Below are 16,849 nucleotides of genomic sequence, written 5' to 3' on the forward strand. Positions count from 1 at the left end.
CTGCTTATCTTAATCAATATCAAAGCTGATTTGTCGCTAATTTAAATTCATTTAAATCTTGTTCTATCTGATTCTGGAGTTAGGGCTAAAATGGTCGGCCGCCTCTGCCACCACTGCCTTTGCTGCCACTATCTGGTCCCTCTTCGCTTAAGATAACCTCGTCACCCTTCTTAAGACCGCTCAATATCTCCGCATTGACGCGGTTATTGATACCGACTTTGACAGTTTGTTCAACCACTGTGCCATCAGCTTTAAGAACGCGTACATTTGCCATAGTCGCCGTAGAATCACTGTCAGCATTCGCCGTAGTATTCTTAGTAGTCAGATTTTTTGAATTTTTAGATTTTCCAGTTTTACCGGCAGGTTGCAGTGCGGCAGAAGGGATAAGCAGCGCGTCTTTGGCTTGGTTAATGACAATATAAACTTGCGCGGTCATATCAATACGAAAGCGGCGCTCGGTATTGGGCACTTCAATATAACCGACATAATAAATGGCAGCATCGGTCGAGCTGGTATCACTGATTTTTTCAGGAGCCGGTTCAATCGCTTTAAGGATCGAATCATATTTTTGGTCGGGATTACCGATGATATTAAAATAAACAGGCAAGCCCGCTTTGACATTAATGACGTCAGCTTCAGAGATTTGAGCATTGATGCGCACGGTAGATAAATCAGCTAAGGTAACAATGGTCGGTGCACTTTGATTGGCATTGACCGTCGTCCCTTGCTCAGTCGTTACCGATACTACAGTACCTGACATCGGCGCGCGAATGGTGGTGTAGCTTAAATCTTCTTGCGCGGTGCTGACGTTGGTTTGAGATTTACGTAATGCCGCCTGTTGACTATTGATATTCGCTGCAGTAGTGGCAATAGCGGCTTTAGCAGTATCGATAGAGGCACGCGCATTGGCGACTGCTGCCTGCGCAGTTTGTACCTTTGTCCCTTGAGTATCATAATCCTGCTGTGATATCGCGTCGATAGCGAGTAAGCCTTGCAAGCGTGAAAAATCTGCTTGCGCTTGTCTTAACTCAGCTTGGCGGCTGGCAAGATCTGCCTGCGCACTTTTTAAACCTGCTTGACGACTTAATGACTCAGCTCGTGCACTTTGTAGCGCCGCTTCACTTTGCTCAAGGCTTGCTTGCTCATTGCTCAGACTGTTCTTCTGCGTTACTTGGTCAATCTGCGCAATCAAATCGCCTTTTTGCACTTCATCACCGACTTCAACGAATAGTCGCGTCACTTCACCAGATACTTGCGCACCAACATCGACGGTATTTAAAGCCTTAACTTTACCCGATGCCATAACGTTATTTTCGATATCGCCAATCTCAGCAGTCGCTGTTAGATAGTTGGGTGTTACTTCTTTTGGTTTTAAGGTTTTGTAGGCTAAAACCCCTAAAGCGATGATGACGAGGGCAATAATGCCCCATTTAATAGCAGAGTTTTTGCTAATTTTGCGCATGACGACAATCCAATAACAAGAAAATCAAATGTAACTATAATAGAGGCTCGATGGACAAAAGGGAATGGGAGTTAGTTTGCGAAAGGTTAAGAAGAAATATTGAGGCAGGTTTTGCAGAAGAGATTTGGATTTGTGCAGGAAGTTTATCGTTGAAAAAGCAGGTTAAGAAATAATATCGTTCTTAGAGGTATTATTGGTTACTGACTGATAAATAACTAAGAATTCATCACTTTGGCTATTTAGTAGGGAATAAACGTTTTCCTGATAACTCTAACGCAGCTTGTAGTAATAACTCCCATGCTGGCTGGATGATAAGACCTTTGATTGCCTGATCACAGCGATAAAGCAGAGCAGGCCACGCTGCTGTTTGCGCTTTTGCCTGACGACGACAGGCTTGCTGATATAAGCCTTGTTTACTGCGCCAAATACCTAGGGCTTGCGGATCTTGTCCATCCATCAGTTGCATGATTTGTCGCATGTCTTTACTGATTGCCCATAATACTAAGGTTGTTGGCTCATCCGTGGCTTTGAGCTGAAATATGATTTTAGCGACTTGGGCACTATTGCCAGCAAGCATCGCATCGGACAAATCAAACACGCTAAACTGCGCATCGCTGACCAATGCCGCTTGTAAGTCATTAATATCTAGTGCGACCTGCGATAGGTGCGGGCTAGAGTTTGTAGTTTCTTGAATGGCAGCATCATTATTTGCCATGAGTTGTGGGGCAAACAAATAGGATAAACGCCATAAGGTTTGATAGGCACTGAGCAAATGATGCTCAGTATGTGACATGAGTAGCTGCCACGCTTCTTGCGATAGCTTTAAGCCAAACTGCTGCGCTTGTATCTGCAATAACTGCTGACGCTGCTGCTCATTATACAAATTACAATCGATGACGTGACCATATTGCGCAAATGGCGTGAACCACTTGCTGCTCTGAGCGCGTTTGTCTTGTTTTGGGGTCAACCATAATAAGCTATGACTGTGGCTGCCTGCTTGAGCGTCCTGTGCAAAGCGTTCAAGTTCTGTAATGACTGCCTTATCAGGTTTATGGTTGCCTGTGACAATCAATGCACTGGCATCATCAAATAAAGACTGGCTGCCAAGCTCTGACAATACTTCTTGCCAGCTCTTAACCGATATAAGCTCAATACGCTTAATGGCGTAATTCTGCGCGCGCCAATGTGGACGCAGCGCATCGATGAGCCATTGACTTAATAATGGCTCATCACCATGTGCTAGCCACAAGCCTGCTACAGCAACTGAGGATCGCTGTAGCTTTGGATAAGCTTGTATAAAAGTATCTTGCATAAAAGGCTGACGCACACAAAGTTGTGAATAAAAAAGCAAAGCCAAAAAATTGCTAAGCTACATTGGAGCCATATTAAGGTTTGGGTACAAGAATTGCCGTAGCGCCTGTACCTTTACCGATTTGCACAGAAGTAGTGGCGCTGGCAGGTGTCACCTTTGGCAATGCAATCGCGACATATTGATCGGTGATACGTCTTGCTAAACTGTCATAGAGCCATTCACGAATTTGATCACCTTGCTGATCGTCGGTGCTCACTGACGCTTCGTTATACTGATAGCTACGTTCAACTTGAATCGGATTACTGAGCGTTACAGGCTTACCATTATCTATGCTTTGATAGCTAACATCGGCTGATATCACTAAGCGAATTTCTGTTAATACGCCGACCAATTCATAACGCTTAAAACGTACGTTATTGACAGTAATCGCAGCGATGGTTTCAGCGCCTACGTTTTGATTGTTACTAGCCACATCAGTCAATGTCATGTTAGTAATGACATCAACGCCCAATGCCTCAAGGCGTTTTGTGAGCGGCAGCTTCAGTGGGAATGCGGTGCGATTATCTTCGATAATTACCGCGGTCTTCGCCACATCAAACAGCATGGGCGCATTATAACCGCGTAGTTGAAAGCCACAGCCATTAAGACTGGCAGTCGCCCCAACGATGGCAAGCATTGGCAGAGATGCAAGTAATGCGGTCGCTAGTTTCTGTCTATTCGACTTATTAGGCATGTGCTTTTTCCCTTACATGTTGTTTGATATGACGACATAGCATGGTGTTTATTCGTCATAATCGCTATTCTTATTATGATAAGAAAACCTAAAATATCCGCGTTTAATTATCTCTAACCAGCAACCACGATATTAACCAGTTTATTCGGTACGACGATTTCTTTTTTGATCTCGCCAGTCAGGAACTTTGCCACACCTTCAATCGCCCGTGCCTGTGCTTTTAGCTGCTCAGGGTCGCTGTTTGGTGCCACATCCATTTTGCCGCGCATTTTTCCATTGACCTGAATCACCATGGTAATCATATCTTGTACCAGTGCGCGCTCGTCTACCGCAGGGTAATTTAAGGTGACGGTATCAAGCCCTAATTGCTCAAGTAAATGCTCGCCAATGTGTGGCGCATATACCGACAGCATAATCAATAAATCAGTCAAGGCTTCGTGCTGTACTTGCAGATCTTGTTCACTGCTTGCTTTAAAGTTACTCAGCTCATTAGCAAGCTCCATTAGGCTAGAAACTGGCGTATTGAGTGCTAGACGTTTACCCAAGTCACTATCAATCTTGCCAATAGTTTCATGCGTCTTACGACGCAAGGCTTTAGCTTCTTTACTTAAGCTATCCGTATTTAAAGCATCACTATTGAGCGATTCAAGACTTAAGTTGGCATCAGTTAACGCTTGGATATGCTCAGAAGCAATACGCCATACTTTTTTCACAAAGTTATAAGGACCTTTTAATGCATCATCTGACCATTCAAGCGTTTGATCGGCAGGAGCAGTAAATAAGGTATAAAGACGAACCGTATCCGCGCCATATTTATCGATGGTAAGCTGCGGGTCGACACCATTATTTTTTGACTTTGACATTTTTTCGATTTTGCCAATCGTTACCGGCTGTCCATCTGATTTTAGGATGGCTTTAATCGGCTGACCGCGCTCGTTAAAGTCAATATCGATGTCTTCGGTAAAGTAATAAGTGGTACTGCCATCGCTATTCACGCGGTAGAAAGTACCTGCAAGTACCATTCCTTGAGTCATCAAATTGGCAAATGGCTCATCGCCTGATACCAAGTTTTCATCACGCATGAGCTTGTGGAAGAAGCGCGCATAAAGCAGATGCATAACCGCGTGCTCGACACCACCGATATATTGGTCAACTGGCAACCATTTATTGGCGGCAGATTTATTGACCATATTGGTTGTATCGTGTGGGCTGGCAAAGCGCGCATAGTACCAGCTTGATTCTACAAAGGTATCAAAGGTATCGGTTTCGCGATCAGCAGGATTGCCACATTTAGGGCAAGTGGTATTCACAAATTCTGGGATGTTTTTTAGTGGATTGCCACGACCGTCAGGGACGACGTCAGTTGGCAAGACAACCGGCAAGTCTTGTTCTTCAACTGGCACGGTACCGCAATGCTCACAGTTGACCATTGGGATAGGGCAACCCCAATAACGCTGGCGTGAAACACCCCAATCACGGAGACGGTATTGAATTTTTTTCTTGGCAAGCTTTTGAGGCTCAAGTTTGGTTAGCATCGCTGCAAACGCTTGTTCGAAATCTAAACCATCAAATTCACCTGAATTGACCAAAGTATTGCGTTCGGTATAAGCACGATTAATCTCAGTATCGTTCGCCTTTGCATATGCTTCTAACGCATCAAAATACCCTGCAGGAATGTCAATGACTTGCTTAATCGGTAAGTTGTATTTGGTTGCAAACTCATAGTCGCGCTCATCGTGAGCAGGTACTGCCATTACCGCACCTGAGCCATAGCTCATAAGTACATAATTGGCAACCCAAACAGGCACTTCTTCGCCAGTCAATGGATGGGTCACGGTTAGACCCGTATCCATACCGATTTTTTCGGCTTTAGCAAGATCAGCTTCTGCAACCGAACCTTTTTTACAAAGGGCGCAAAAATCTGCAATCGCTTTATTGTTCTCTGAGGCATATTGGGCTAGCGGGTGCTCTGCAGCAACGGCAACATAAGTGACACCCATCAAGGTATCAGGGCGAGTGGTAAAGACGTCTAAGCTATTGCTTTGGCCAGCCAGCTCATAAGGGAAATGCGCTTCCATACCTGAGCTACGACCAATCCAATTGCGCTGCATAGTAATTACTTCAGATGGCCAGTGACCCTCTAGCTGATCCAAATCATCAAGCAACTCATCAGCATAATCAGTGATGTTAAAATAATACATCGGAATATCACGCTTTTCGACCATAGCGCCACTACGCCAGCCTTTACCATCGATGACTTGCTCGTTGGCTAATACAGTATTGTCGATTGGATCCCAGTTGACGGTCGCAAGCTTTTTATAGACCAAGCCTTTTTTGTATAACTGCAAAAACAACCACTGCTCCCACTGATAATACTCAGGGCTACAAGTGGCAAATTCACGTGACCAGTCAATAGACAAGCCAAGCAATTTTAGCTGGGCGCGCATACTGTCGATATTCTCAAACGTCCATTTAGCAGGCGGCGTCTGATTGGCAATCGCAGCGTTTTCTGCTGGCAAGCCAAAACCATCCCAGCCCATTGGCTGCATGACTTCATAACCTTTGAGGCGATAATAACGGCTCAACACATCAGAGATGGTATAGTTACGTACGTGACCCATATGCAGTTTGCCGCTTGGGTACGGGAACATTGACAGCATATAACGGCTTGGTTTATCACTTGGCTCATTGCTGACTTCAAAACGCTTATCTGTTGCCCATTTGGCTTGCTGCTGCGCTTCGATAAGTTGCGGCTGATATTGGGTCTTGTCGCTAGAAGTATTATTAGTATTAGCAGTTTCTGCTGTTACGGCGTTGGTCATAGTTGGCTCGGAATCGGTTATTACAGATAAATGGGGTGAAATTTTATAATGCCATAGCATAGCGTAATTTGGGGAAAATTGCGACGATAGGATGTCGCCTTTCATTGATTACCTAGTGGCTTTTCGGCTTGCATTCGCTGCTTTCCGATATCCACATTTGCCATGTGCCAGCTTCGAGCATTATTTGAGTATAATAAACAGTAACGTTCATTGACAAGGAGACATTATGACCATCACCATTTACGGTATAAAATCTTGTAGCACCATGAAAAAAGCCTTTACCAAGCTTGATGAGTTGGGCGTTAGCTATAACTTTCATGATTATAAAAAACAGGGTATTGATAAAGAAACGATACAGCGCTGGGTGGATAGCCTAGGTATTGATAAAGTATTAAACAAGCGCGGAACGACATGGCGTAAGCTAGAAGATGCTCAAAAGCAAGCGGCGGATAGCGATGTGGATAAATCCATTGATTTACTTATTGAAAATACAAGTATGATTAAGCGTCCGATAGTTGTAGGTGAGCGGGTAGATAAAAATCAGCCAATATTATTATGCGGCTTTAGTGAAGCTGAGTTTGATAAAGTTTTTTCGTAAAAGCCTACTGCTACCATCAATAAAGCCCGAGCTAAGAACCTCTTAGCTCGGGCTTTATAACAGCTAAAATAAACCAAAGCACACTTGCGAGCCATATAAGCAAGACGTAAAAGCGAATTTGTTCGGCATTCCAATCTAGTGCAAACCACTCAATGAGGAAAAATGACTTCCACCCTTCTATCCATTTTGCGCCACCATAGCCAATAATCCACCAGCAGTATAGGCTTTCCAAGATAAAAAGTAGACACCAAAGCCACAATGCCATGATTCACTCCTGTTATTCGGCCAATGATTAGCCTAGATCTCGACTGATTAGTGTACCAACACCTTCGTTGGTAAAAATCTCTAACAACGTTGCATGCGGTACGCGCCCATCGACGATAACGGCACTTTTTACGCCGCTACGAACCGCATCAAGCGCACACTGAATTTTAGGAATCATGCCGCCTGAAATCGTACCATCTTCAATTAGGCTGTCCACAGTTTTAGGCGTCAAACCAGTCACGACTTCGCCATCACGACCCAGTACCCCTTTGATATTGGTTAAAAGCATGAGTTTCTCTGCCTGCAAGAATTCGGCGACTTTACCAGCGACCAAATCCGCATTGATATTATAAGTATTGCCTTCTTCATCGACGCCCAGAGGGGCGATAACAGGGATAAAGTCAGAAGCAATCAGCATATTAATCACGTCTTTATTGACGCTAACCACATCCCCGACAAAACCCAAATCTACCGGTACAGCAACACCATCTGCGCCGATTTTTTCCATCATCAATTTTTTAGCCAAGATTAAGTTGGCATCTTTACCCGTCAAACCGATGGCGCAGCCGCCATGTTTATTGATCAAGCTCACAATCGATTTATTAACATTGCCGCCAAGTACCATCTCGACGATATCCATGGTGTCCTTGTCAGTAACGCGCATCCCATCGATACGGTCTGAGTGCCGCCCAAGCTCTTTTAATAAATTATCCACTTGTGGACCGCCACCATGTACGACCACCGGATGCATACCAACGGTTTTGAGTAGGACGATATCTCGGGCAAATGAGCTTTCAAGCGCAGGATCGGTCATGGCATTGCCGCCGTATTTGACCACAATGATTTTATCGACGAAGCGTTGAATATAGGGCAGGGCGGTGGTCAAGACTTCAGCAGTAATTTTGGCTTCATCTAAATTCAAGGTCATTATAAACTCCTAAAATACGGTGTTAAGCGATTGGTTGTTGTTATAAAAAGTCATAAATAACAAAGTTACATTTGTGATAAAAAATAGTTTTGATAACTGACTACTGAGGGGAAATAGCTACAATCTGCGCAGCTAGATTTTCATCAAAAGGAAAACATAGTGCGGCAAACTTTGCTTGAATATCTTGTAGATATGCCATGCTGTCTCCTGCAAAGCGCGCGGTTAAATTGTGACTGGTATTAGATTGACGCAGTACGCCAAAACCATGGGCGAAATCTAGACGCACGCCATCAATACAGCTCAGAGTTGTACCTATTGGCAATAAGTCTTTGGCTTGCTCTATGCCAATAGGGAGGCTTTTTATAGAGCAACTACAAATCGTCCGCTGACAGGTACTGAGTACTTGATATTCAGCTTGAATAGGCAGCGGAGCGGTTACTTTCATGAGTTGTTGTAAGTACACGCATAGTCGAGTTAGCTGCTCAATGATTGAGCAATCGGTTGACGTACTTACTGGCAGCGGTAAATAATGATCGGCAGTACTGACAATGTTTGGTAATTGATAGATGATATTAGCAAGATTTGTTGTAGGATTTAGACTATTTGAGTTACCAGCTGCCAGCCAATGCAACAGTCTTAAAGCTGCATATATGGCATCATCATAGACAATAAAGCGACTGTCGTTAAAGATAAAATGCCCCGATAACTCTCCAGCAAATACGATTTGCCCAGCAGAGGCCTGTATCTGTTGGCGCATTAGACTACTGCCAGTTTTGCTGATGATAGGTTCTGCGCCAAGCTCAGTCAGTAGCTTCGGCAAATGATGCGAACATTTAATATCAAAGAGAATTTGTGGCGGAGATTGCAACTGGGTACAAGCGACTGGACGCTCAGTCAATATCACCCTTGCTAATAAGTAGAGCAAGTGATCGGGTGTGACTACCTTACCTGTATTATCGACGATCATTAGTCGGTCGCCATCACCGTCAAAGGCGATACCTATATCTGCCTGATGATTAACGACGCTTTGCTGCAACTGTGTGAGCCGATTTGGCTCGGTAGGATCGGGATTACCAGCAGGAAAATCTCCGTTTGGGACGTTATTAAGCATGATGACATTTTGGCAATATCGCTCAAATAATTGCTGAGCGATATGACTGGTCGCACCATGCATACAATCGATAACAACCACCAAATCTACCTTAGTAAGAAATGATTGGTTATCATGCGGATAGAGTGCTTTGAACACTTGCACAATAGCATCGATATAATGCGCTGCTACTTGCTCAGGCGATAAAGACATTTGCTGATTGCTAATAGGGTTATCCACTACATGTCGTGGAGTGCTTGACGCTTTATAGCCTTTTTGATTGTCTTTTTTAACGATCATTTTTTGAAAATCAGTGATTTCAAAACCAGTTTCTTGCAGACCATCTTTAGGCAAACCACTTTTTTCAAGCATGCTGTTGTCTAAAGAACGTAGAGCTAGTTGCTGCTGAGTCACTTGCTGGTAAAGCATTTGAATTTCTTCAACGCTAGGGGATTGATGATTGACCAACCACTTAATACCTAAAACATCTCTCGCAGAATGACTGGCAGTTACGATAATACCGTGTCCCTGATATTGCTCAGCCCAAAATACCATCATAGGCGTGGTAATCAGTCCCAATTGGATAACTTTTAGACCGCATTGGATCAATATAGTGGCAAGGTTTTGAGCAATAACGTCACTATCATGGCGTACATCACAGCCAATCACGACGATATTTTTTTTGTTATCACTGTCTTGTTGAATGCAATAAAGATGCGCAAAGGCGTACCCTAAAGCTTGAACAAAATCATCAGTAAAATACTGGCGCGAACCGCGAATATCATAAGCACGAAATAAGGAGTGCTGTTTAGCAAAATACGGCATCGCTTACTCTCCTTATTGTCGTGATTGATATGCTAATGGTTGATGAAAAATAAATCGTCTAAGAGTATTAGGCGTATAGCTGATCGTTATTTTAGAATCGCTACTACTGACGACCGGAGTGTCCAAAACCACCAGCACCACGTGCGCTGGTATCACTAAATTCTGTCACGACTTCAAATTCAGGACGGGCAACAGGGACAACCACATATTGTGCCATGCGTTCTGCAGGACTTAATACAAAGTCTTCCTGACTACGATTCCAAATACTGACCATCAGCTCACCTTGATAGTCCGCATCGATAAGTCCAACCAAGTTACCCAAAACAATACCATGCTTATGTCCAAGACCTGAACGCGGTAAAATCATACCTGCAAAGTTAGGATCTTGTATATAAACCGCCAAACCAGTACCAATCAAATGGGTAGCACCCGCTTTAATCGTTAAAGGCTCATCAATACAAGCGCGCAAATCAATACCTGCGCTGCCGTCAGTGGCACGAGTAGGCAAAGAAAACGCTTTATCTTCAGTGATTTTAGGGTTTAAGACTTTAACTTGTACAGCTTGCATAACGCACTCACTTAACGATTTAATGGTTTTATAAACAGAATGAATTTAGGGCGGGCCCTAATTTTTAAATTTAATTGCTTAACAACAACTATTTTTATAAATAGCTGATGATTTTTAACTTCTAGTTTCTAAATTTTAATAAGCGATTGATTAAAGAATCAGTATACTTGCTAGGCCCAAAAACGACATAAAGCCAACAATGTCCGTTACCGTGGTGAGGATAACAGAGGCAGATAATGCCGGATCAATATTCATGCGCTTTAGCATCAGTGGAATACTAATGCCCGAGACATTAGCAGCGGTCATATTAATCGCAATCGCTAGACCGATAACCGCGCTGATTTTAATGTTATGAAACCACAATTGCGCAATAAACGCCATAATTATCGCCCATATGATACCGTTTATCGCCCCAACCCACAGCTCTTTATTTAATAACCATACGCGGTTAGAGCCACCGATTTGTCCCATTGCCATACCGCGAATGACGACGGTAAGCGTCTGCGAGCCTGCAATACCGCCCATACTGGCAACTACGGGCATAAGAATCGCCAGTGCCACCACTTTTGCTAATACGGCTTCAAACTGTCCAATTACAGCAGCGGCTAATAGTGCCGTACATAAATTGATACCAAGCCAAATACTACGGCTTTTTGCACTGGTCAAAATAGGTGCGAACAGCTCTTCGTCTTGACTGACACCAGCAAGGTTTTTCATGGTACTGTCGACATCATCTTGGATGATTTCCATGATGTCCTCACCGTTTAGTTGACCGACTAGCTCGCCATGACTGTTAATAACTGGGGCAAAACGAATGTCTTCTGAGCGAAAAATCGCCGCCGCATCTTGAATGTCCAAGCGATCATTGATGGTAATAGCGCTATCAATCAAATCAGCCACTAAGGTGCTTTGGTCATGCTTAATCAAATCAGCCAGACTTAATAAGCCAAGCAGTTGCTGGCTTTGATCGACAACCAACAGCTCTTGGCTTTCATCATCAAGCAGCTCAATATCTTCTCGCAGCCAGTTTTGAACATCAGCCAGCGTCATGTCTTCTTGGACTTGAATAAGCTCAGGATCCATATAGCTGCCAACTTCCCAGTCGGCATAGGTATCGAGTTTATTGACCTGAATGCGTATGTCTTCATCCAAAGTCGCCATCACCGAAGTACGCACGCTTTCGGTAACGGTGTCTAAAATCTCTGAGATATCTTGTGCATCAAGATCTTGAGTAAACAGCGATATCTCTTTTGACGAGATATTTTCCATCAATGGCTGGCGTGTATCAAACTCTAGCTCAGCTAATACTTCACCTTTGATATTTTCTGGTACTTGTGCCCAAATCAGTAGTCGGCTCTGAGTTGGGAACGACTCTAGTAAGTTGGCAATCTCATATTCTGACTGCTTCCCTAAAAACTCAGTAATCGCCTCATATGCCTTGTCCGCAACCAACTCTTGCAAATAGAGTAGTTTATACTCAGCGTTAGATTCAGCCGGATTATAATCTCCCTGTCGTGTCGATGGTCGTGCAGAATTCGGCGTAGGAGCGGGCATAAAAGTTCCAAGTTTTCAAAATATATAAATAATAATGACTAAGATCTAAGCTTAACGTTCAATAAGTGAGTTATATTTGTTGGCTTTTTAATGGTTAAACATTATCGATTGCCCAATAAAGCCCGAATATTAGCCAAGTATTCATCAGCAACTGCTGCGGGGTCTTTAGTGGCTTTTTGTTTTTTTGCTTTGGCAGGCCAATCGATATGATCCTCTGGCAACTCATCTAAAAATCGTGATTCAGAAGTGACGCGCATTTGACCACCAGCACGTCGCTGAGTGGCTAATGTCAAAGTTAGCTCGCGACGCGCGCGAGTAATGCCCACATACATCAAGCGCCGTTCCTCTTCGACCGTCTCGCTTAGGATAGAGTTGCGGTGCGGTAGCATCTCTTCCTCAAGCCCCATGATATAAACAAAATCAAACTCCAAGCCTTTTGCCGCATGTAAGGTCATTAGATTAACTTTATTGGTGTTTTCTTCTTCCTGCTGCTGCTCCAGCATATCAAGCAATACCAGCTTGCGAATAATGGTATCAATCGTCCGATCTTCGTCTTCTTCGGCGCGATTAATCAGCGATTGAATACTGGTATAAAGCATGTCGATATTATCAATGCGGTTTTTTTCTTGCTGTGGTGTTTTAGAGTCACTACGCACAAAATCAATATAGCCGGTCTCATCAATCATTTGACGGACGATTGGCACAGGGTCAGGATGTTGATCAAGCTCACGAGTATAATGTTCAATAAAGTCGCCAAACTCCTTTAAAGTACTATAAGATTTCGACGGTAAAACGTGGGCCAGACCGGCATGCGTACAAGATGCCAGTAGCGAGATGCTATGTTCTTGTGAAAATAAGCCAAGCTTCTCAAGCGTGGCTGGTCCCATACCTCGCTTGGGCGTATTAATCACGCGCAAAAATGCACTGTCGTCTTCTGGGTTTAAAATCAGACGTAAGTAGCTCATAACGTCTTTGATCTCACTACGGGCAAAGAACGACTGACCACCCGATAATTTATAAGGCACTTGCAGTTGACGCAACTGTGCCTCTAGCATCCGCGCCTGAAAGTTACTGCGATAAAGAACGGCATATTGTTCCCACTCATTGCCAAAGCGCAATTTATGCGTGACGATTTCTTTGGCGACGCGCTCAGATTCATCGTCATCATTACGGCAATTGATAATACGGATTTTTTCGCCTTGACCTTTATCTGACCAGAGTTTCTTTTCAAATAAATGCTCATTGTTGGTAATAACCGCATTAGCAGAGGTCAAAATACGGGTAGTCGAGCGATAGTTTTGCTCAAGCATGACGATTTTTAATTTTGGGAAATCCTCTTTAAGTAAACCCATATTTTCAGGTTTAGCACCGCGCCATGCATAAATAGATTGGTCATCATCACCAACGACCGTAAAGCGTCCTTGTGGTCCGACCAAATATTTGATCATCTCGTACTGCGCCGTATTGGTATCTTGATATTCATCGACCAGCAAATAGCGAATACGATTTTGCCATTTATCACGTAGCTCTCTATTTTCACGCAGTATTTTGGTCGGTAATACAATTAAATCATCAAAATCAACCGCGTTATAAGCCCGTAGATTGCGCTCATATAAAGCATAAAGCGTCGCAAAAATCATATCTTCTGGATCGTCTAAGGTTTCCATCGCCTTATCCGGCTCAATCAAATCATTTTTCCAATCAGAAATCATCTTGATTGCTTTACCAACCAACTCACGACTTTCAGCGCCGCTTAAGTTATCACGCATCATAAGCTCCATTAGCAAACGCTTGCTATCGTCGCTGTCCATAATGGAGAAATTGCCTTTCAATGGCGTATGAAGCAGCTCATATCGCAGAAACTGCAGCCCAAATTGGTGAAAGGTTGAAACCGTTAGACCACGGGTCTTTTCACTCGGTAGTAGCTTACTGACTCGAGCTTTCATTTCACGCGCCGCTTTATTGGTAAAGGTCACCGCCGTGATCCGCTCAGCAGGCATATTGCATTCTTCGATCAGATAAGCAATCTTGCGGGTAATCACTGACGTCTTACCGGAGCCGGCACCTGCTAACACCAGTAGCGGACCAGATACGTAGAGCATGGCTTCTTGTTGTTTGGGATTAAGTTGACTCATAACGTGACCTGTAAGACAAAAGCAAAAAGAGGGTAGCAGTAAATCGTAAAATGCCACTAGCTGCCATCAAGCGAAAAATACGTTCGTTAAAATAGAGGGCATATTGGAATTTTAAATAGAGTAACTCACAGAATAATTTTAAAGTTTTAGGCAATCTGCGAGCAAAATTAGGTGAGTTATTATAAAGCAAAACCAAGGCTTTTGGGCAGGAGTTAGTAGCGTGGAATATATAAGATTATGAGGTATATATAAGGTACGTCTTGAAAAATGACATAGAGAAATATTTTGTTTCAATGAAAACCGTCGAAAATTTGGCCAATACAAGCTCATTTCCCATGAATAAAAATAAGGAGTCAGACTTAAGTATTATCCATTATGGAAGTGAAAGTGAAATAATTACAAGCTGTGACTAACTGCGCGTTTTATATAGATTTTTCATCTTAGTTAGCAGTCAATTAATAATATATTCCTTAAACTTTTAGAAAGTTTTTAGAGCAGGATGATGAATAATCTATAGCATAGTTTGCGGATAAAAAAACCTATTTTTTTTGCCGATAAAGTGACCGCTCAATGCAGTTAAAAACTAGCTTTTGATTGCCGATATGCGTATAGTACGTAAATAATTTATGCCAGTTGTCACGTCATTGTTGACCACGTGTAATGAGCTATTAAATCAATTAAATAAACTATCGAATATGACATTGATTTAATACGTTGATCTTACGTTGTTAGAAGATGCGTTGGGCGACCAGCCTTTATCCGCATATAGAGCGGACACTCTACAGTTGGTCAGATCTGACATCGTCGTCAATAAGCTTGATAATTGGTTGTTACCAGTACAGAACCTAACATGTGACTCAATGACAGTTACTTAAATACAGTGACAGTTGCTTAAGTGCAGTGACAGTTGCTTTGTGTTTTCGTCTGCGTTATGCCTGTTGCTTGACGACCTTAATATGTGGGTCGGTGCTTGCGCGGCGTGTAACACTCGATTGGGTGAGGAGCACGTATTATCATGTCTGCTTTTAATTGGTCAGCCATTGCTTTTATTTTAGCCGCCATTGCGCTAGTTGTGTTTATGTTGGTTGTCCCGCGTCTACTTGGCGGTCGCTCACATGGCTCACAAAAAGAAGAGATATTTGAAGCGGGTGTTGTCGGATCTGGCAACGCCCGTATTCGTTTGTCTGCCAAATTCTATTTGGTGGCGATCTTCTTTGTTATTTTTGATCTAGAAGCCCTCTACTTATATGCTTATGCAGTCTCAGTTCGTGAAGCGGGCTGGCTTGGTTTTGCTGCTGCCGCTATATTTATCACCATCTTGATCATTGGCTTGGTATACGAGTTGAGTCTGGGTGCGATGAACTGGGCACCGGCTGATAAGCTACGCAAAAAAGCGCGCCTATATGCTGCACCCGCAGGCTTTAGTTTAGCTGATATCACCAAGTTCGATGGTGTTGATGAACTTATGGTCGATCCTACAGGCAAGATACCTGCGCAGTCCTCCGGTCAGATTAATGTCTCAAACAATATTGAGACCAATCGTCGTCACTTACAAAACATTGATCATATTAATACCACGGGCAATGTCACTTCTGTGGACTTTGCGACGTCTGCACAAACAGATAAAATGACGCGTTAATGAATAACAGTGCGTGTTAATTACTAGCATGGCACGTGAATAACAAAATTATTTAATAATGAAGTTAAGGCAGTAGTGAGGGCAAATCATTGCCGCACTTTGTTTAACATAAAGGTTGTATGTTATGAAATACACATTAACAAAAGCCAACCCTGATGCAGATGTCTATCCTGCTCAGACAAGCCAAACTGTCAATGATCCGATGGAAGATGAAGTCAATAAAAACGTCTTTATGGGTCGTCTAGAAGATCTTGTGCATTCAACAGCAAACTGGGGGCGTAAGCACTCACTGTGGCCATTTAACTTTGGTACCTCATGCTGTTATGTCGAATATGCGACTACTTTAACGGCGGTTCACGATTTATCACGCTTTGGTGCCGAAGTTATCCGCGCCTCGCCACGTCAGGCAGATGTGATGATTGTTGCTGGTACTTGCTTTGTTAAAATGGCACCCGTTATTCAACGTCTATACGAGCAAATGCTTGAGCCAAAATGGGTCATCTCGATGGGTGCTTGTGCCAACTCGGGCGGTATGTATGACATCTATTCAGTCGTGCAAGGCGTGGATAAAATTATCCCTGTCGATGTCTATGTGCCCGGTTGTCCGCCACGTCCAGAAGCATTGATTCAAGGCTTGATGTTATTACAAGAATCTATTACTAAAGAACGTCGTCCGCTGGGTATCCATGTCAATGATCAGGGTGTCTATCAGCCGCAGATGACGCCTGAGCGTGACCGTAAGCAAGCAGATCGTATCGCTGTGAAAAACTTACGTAGCCCAGATAGCATTTAGTTAAGCAGTTTGGCGTAGTTATTAATAATTGTTAGAAGTGCGCGTACGCTCATCATAGTTTGGTTGTGATTATCATCTTTTATTATGGTTGTCATGGTTCAGTTATGATTAATGAAGGAAGACATC

13 protein-coding genes are annotated in these 16,849 nt (G+C 43.3%); 3 read left to right on the forward strand and 10 right to left on the reverse strand.

Annotation, left to right across the window (positions count from 1 at the left end):
* Window positions 1–85: 85 nt before the first annotated feature.
* The 4 genes from M0221_RS03000 to leuS all read right to left on the reverse strand — a co-directional run bounded on the left by M0221_RS03000 (window position 86) and on the right by leuS (window position 6,329).
* Window positions 86–1,462, reverse strand: a complete 1,377-nt coding sequence (locus tag M0221_RS03000; protein WP_483284303.1) for a permuted SH3 domain-containing protein — start codon at window positions 1,460–1,462, stop codon at window positions 86–88.
* Between the two features lie 235 nt (window positions 1,463–1,697).
* Window positions 1,698–2,774, reverse strand: coding sequence for a DNA polymerase III subunit delta (gene holA, locus M0221_RS03005; protein ID WP_483284304.1), 1,077 nt, complete (start codon window positions 2,772–2,774; stop codon window positions 1,698–1,700).
* Window positions 2,775–2,847: 73 nt separating this feature from the next.
* On the reverse strand, window positions 2,848–3,507 hold the full coding sequence (locus M0221_RS03010; RefSeq protein WP_483284305.1) for an LPS-assembly lipoprotein LptE: 660 nt from the start codon (window positions 3,505–3,507) through the stop codon (window positions 2,848–2,850).
* Between the two features lie 113 nt (window positions 3,508–3,620).
* Window positions 3,621–6,329, reverse strand: a complete 2,709-nt coding sequence (gene leuS, locus M0221_RS03015; protein ID WP_483284306.1) for a leucine--tRNA ligase — start codon at window positions 6,327–6,329, stop codon at window positions 3,621–3,623.
* Between the two features lie 226 nt (window positions 6,330–6,555).
* Between leuS and M0221_RS03020 the strand changes: the two genes are divergently transcribed.
* Complete coding sequence (locus tag M0221_RS03020; protein ID WP_483284307.1) at window positions 6,556–6,927, forward strand: arsenate reductase; 372 nt, start codon at window positions 6,556–6,558, stop codon at window positions 6,925–6,927.
* Window positions 6,928–6,958: 31 nt separating this feature from the next.
* On the opposite strand, the gene M0221_RS03025 is transcribed toward M0221_RS03020, so the two are convergent.
* The 6 genes from M0221_RS03025 to M0221_RS03050 form a co-directional block, all read right to left on the reverse strand.
* Window positions 6,959–7,192 (reverse strand): hypothetical protein, encoded by a 234-nt coding sequence (locus tag M0221_RS03025; protein WP_483284308.1) that lies wholly within the window; start codon window positions 7,190–7,192, stop codon window positions 6,959–6,961.
* A 27-nt stretch (window positions 7,193–7,219) separates the two neighbouring features.
* Entirely contained in the window at window positions 7,220–8,119 is a 900-nt protein-coding gene (gene argB, locus M0221_RS03030; protein WP_333954912.1) for an acetylglutamate kinase, read from the reverse strand.
* A gap of 100 nt (window positions 8,120–8,219) precedes the next feature.
* Complete coding sequence (locus M0221_RS03035) at window positions 8,220–10,034, reverse strand: phosphohexomutase domain-containing protein (protein WP_483284309.1); 1,815 nt, start codon at window positions 10,032–10,034, stop codon at window positions 8,220–8,222.
* A 103-nt stretch (window positions 10,035–10,137) separates the two neighbouring features.
* Entirely contained in the window at window positions 10,138–10,602 is a 465-nt protein-coding gene (gene dut, locus M0221_RS03040; protein ID WP_020442863.1) for a dUTP diphosphatase, read from the reverse strand.
* A 150-nt stretch (window positions 10,603–10,752) separates the two neighbouring features.
* Complete coding sequence (gene mgtE, locus M0221_RS03045; RefSeq protein ID WP_149493050.1) at window positions 10,753–12,156, reverse strand: magnesium transporter; 1,404 nt, start codon at window positions 12,154–12,156, stop codon at window positions 10,753–10,755.
* 101 nt (window positions 12,157–12,257) lie between these two features.
* Complete coding sequence (locus M0221_RS03050) at window positions 12,258–14,291, reverse strand: UvrD-helicase domain-containing protein (protein WP_011512923.1); 2,034 nt, start codon at window positions 14,289–14,291, stop codon at window positions 12,258–12,260.
* Window positions 14,292–15,306: 1,015 nt separating this feature from the next.
* Here M0221_RS03050 and ndhC point away from each other — a divergent pair.
* Together ndhC and M0221_RS03060 are read left to right on the forward strand one after the other, a co-directional pair.
* Window positions 15,307–15,930, forward strand: a complete 624-nt coding sequence (gene ndhC, locus M0221_RS03055) for an NADH-quinone oxidoreductase subunit A (RefSeq protein ID WP_020442866.1) — start codon at window positions 15,307–15,309, stop codon at window positions 15,928–15,930.
* Between the two features lie 124 nt (window positions 15,931–16,054).
* Window positions 16,055–16,723, forward strand: coding sequence for a NuoB/complex I 20 kDa subunit family protein (locus M0221_RS03060; RefSeq protein WP_011512925.1), 669 nt, complete (start codon window positions 16,055–16,057; stop codon window positions 16,721–16,723).
* The last annotated feature ends 126 nt before the right edge of the window (window positions 16,724–16,849 follow it).

The organism is Psychrobacter sp. ANT206 (assembly GCF_056880555.1).

Bases quoted from the DNA above. Each gene is read 5' to 3' on its own strand.
- holA (WP_483284304.1), bottom strand. From the start codon at position 2,774: ATGCAAGATACTTTTATACAAGCTTATCCAAAGCTACAGCGATCCTCA.
- M0221_RS03025 (WP_483284308.1), bottom strand. From the start codon at position 7,192: ATGGCATTGTGGCTTTGGTGTCTACTTTTTATCTTGGAAAGCCTATAC.
- dut (WP_020442863.1), bottom strand. From the start codon at position 10,602: ATGCAAGCTGTACAAGTTAAAGTCTTAAACCCTAAAATCACTGAAGAT.
- leuS (WP_483284306.1), bottom strand. From the start codon at position 6,329: ATGACCAACGCCGTAACAGCAGAAACTGCTAATACTAATAATACTTCT.
- ndhC (WP_020442866.1), top strand. From the start codon at position 15,307: ATGTCTGCTTTTAATTGGTCAGCCATTGCTTTTATTTTAGCCGCCATT.
- M0221_RS03020 (WP_483284307.1), top strand. From the start codon at position 6,556: ATGACCATCACCATTTACGGTATAAAATCTTGTAGCACCATGAAAAAA.
- M0221_RS03000 (WP_483284303.1), bottom strand. From the start codon at position 1,462: ATGCGCAAAATTAGCAAAAACTCTGCTATTAAATGGGGCATTATTGCC.
- argB (WP_333954912.1), bottom strand. From the start codon at position 8,119: ATGACCTTGAATTTAGATGAAGCCAAAATTACTGCTGAAGTCTTGACC.
- M0221_RS03060 (WP_011512925.1), top strand. From the start codon at position 16,055: ATGAAATACACATTAACAAAAGCCAACCCTGATGCAGATGTCTATCCT.
- M0221_RS03050 (WP_011512923.1), bottom strand. From the start codon at position 14,291: ATGAGTCAACTTAATCCCAAACAACAAGAAGCCATGCTCTACGTATCT.
- M0221_RS03010 (WP_483284305.1), bottom strand. From the start codon at position 3,507: ATGCCTAATAAGTCGAATAGACAGAAACTAGCGACCGCATTACTTGCA.
- mgtE (WP_149493050.1), bottom strand. From the start codon at position 12,156: ATGCCCGCTCCTACGCCGAATTCTGCACGACCATCGACACGACAGGGA.
- M0221_RS03035 (WP_483284309.1), bottom strand. From the start codon at position 10,034: ATGCCGTATTTTGCTAAACAGCACTCCTTATTTCGTGCTTATGATATT.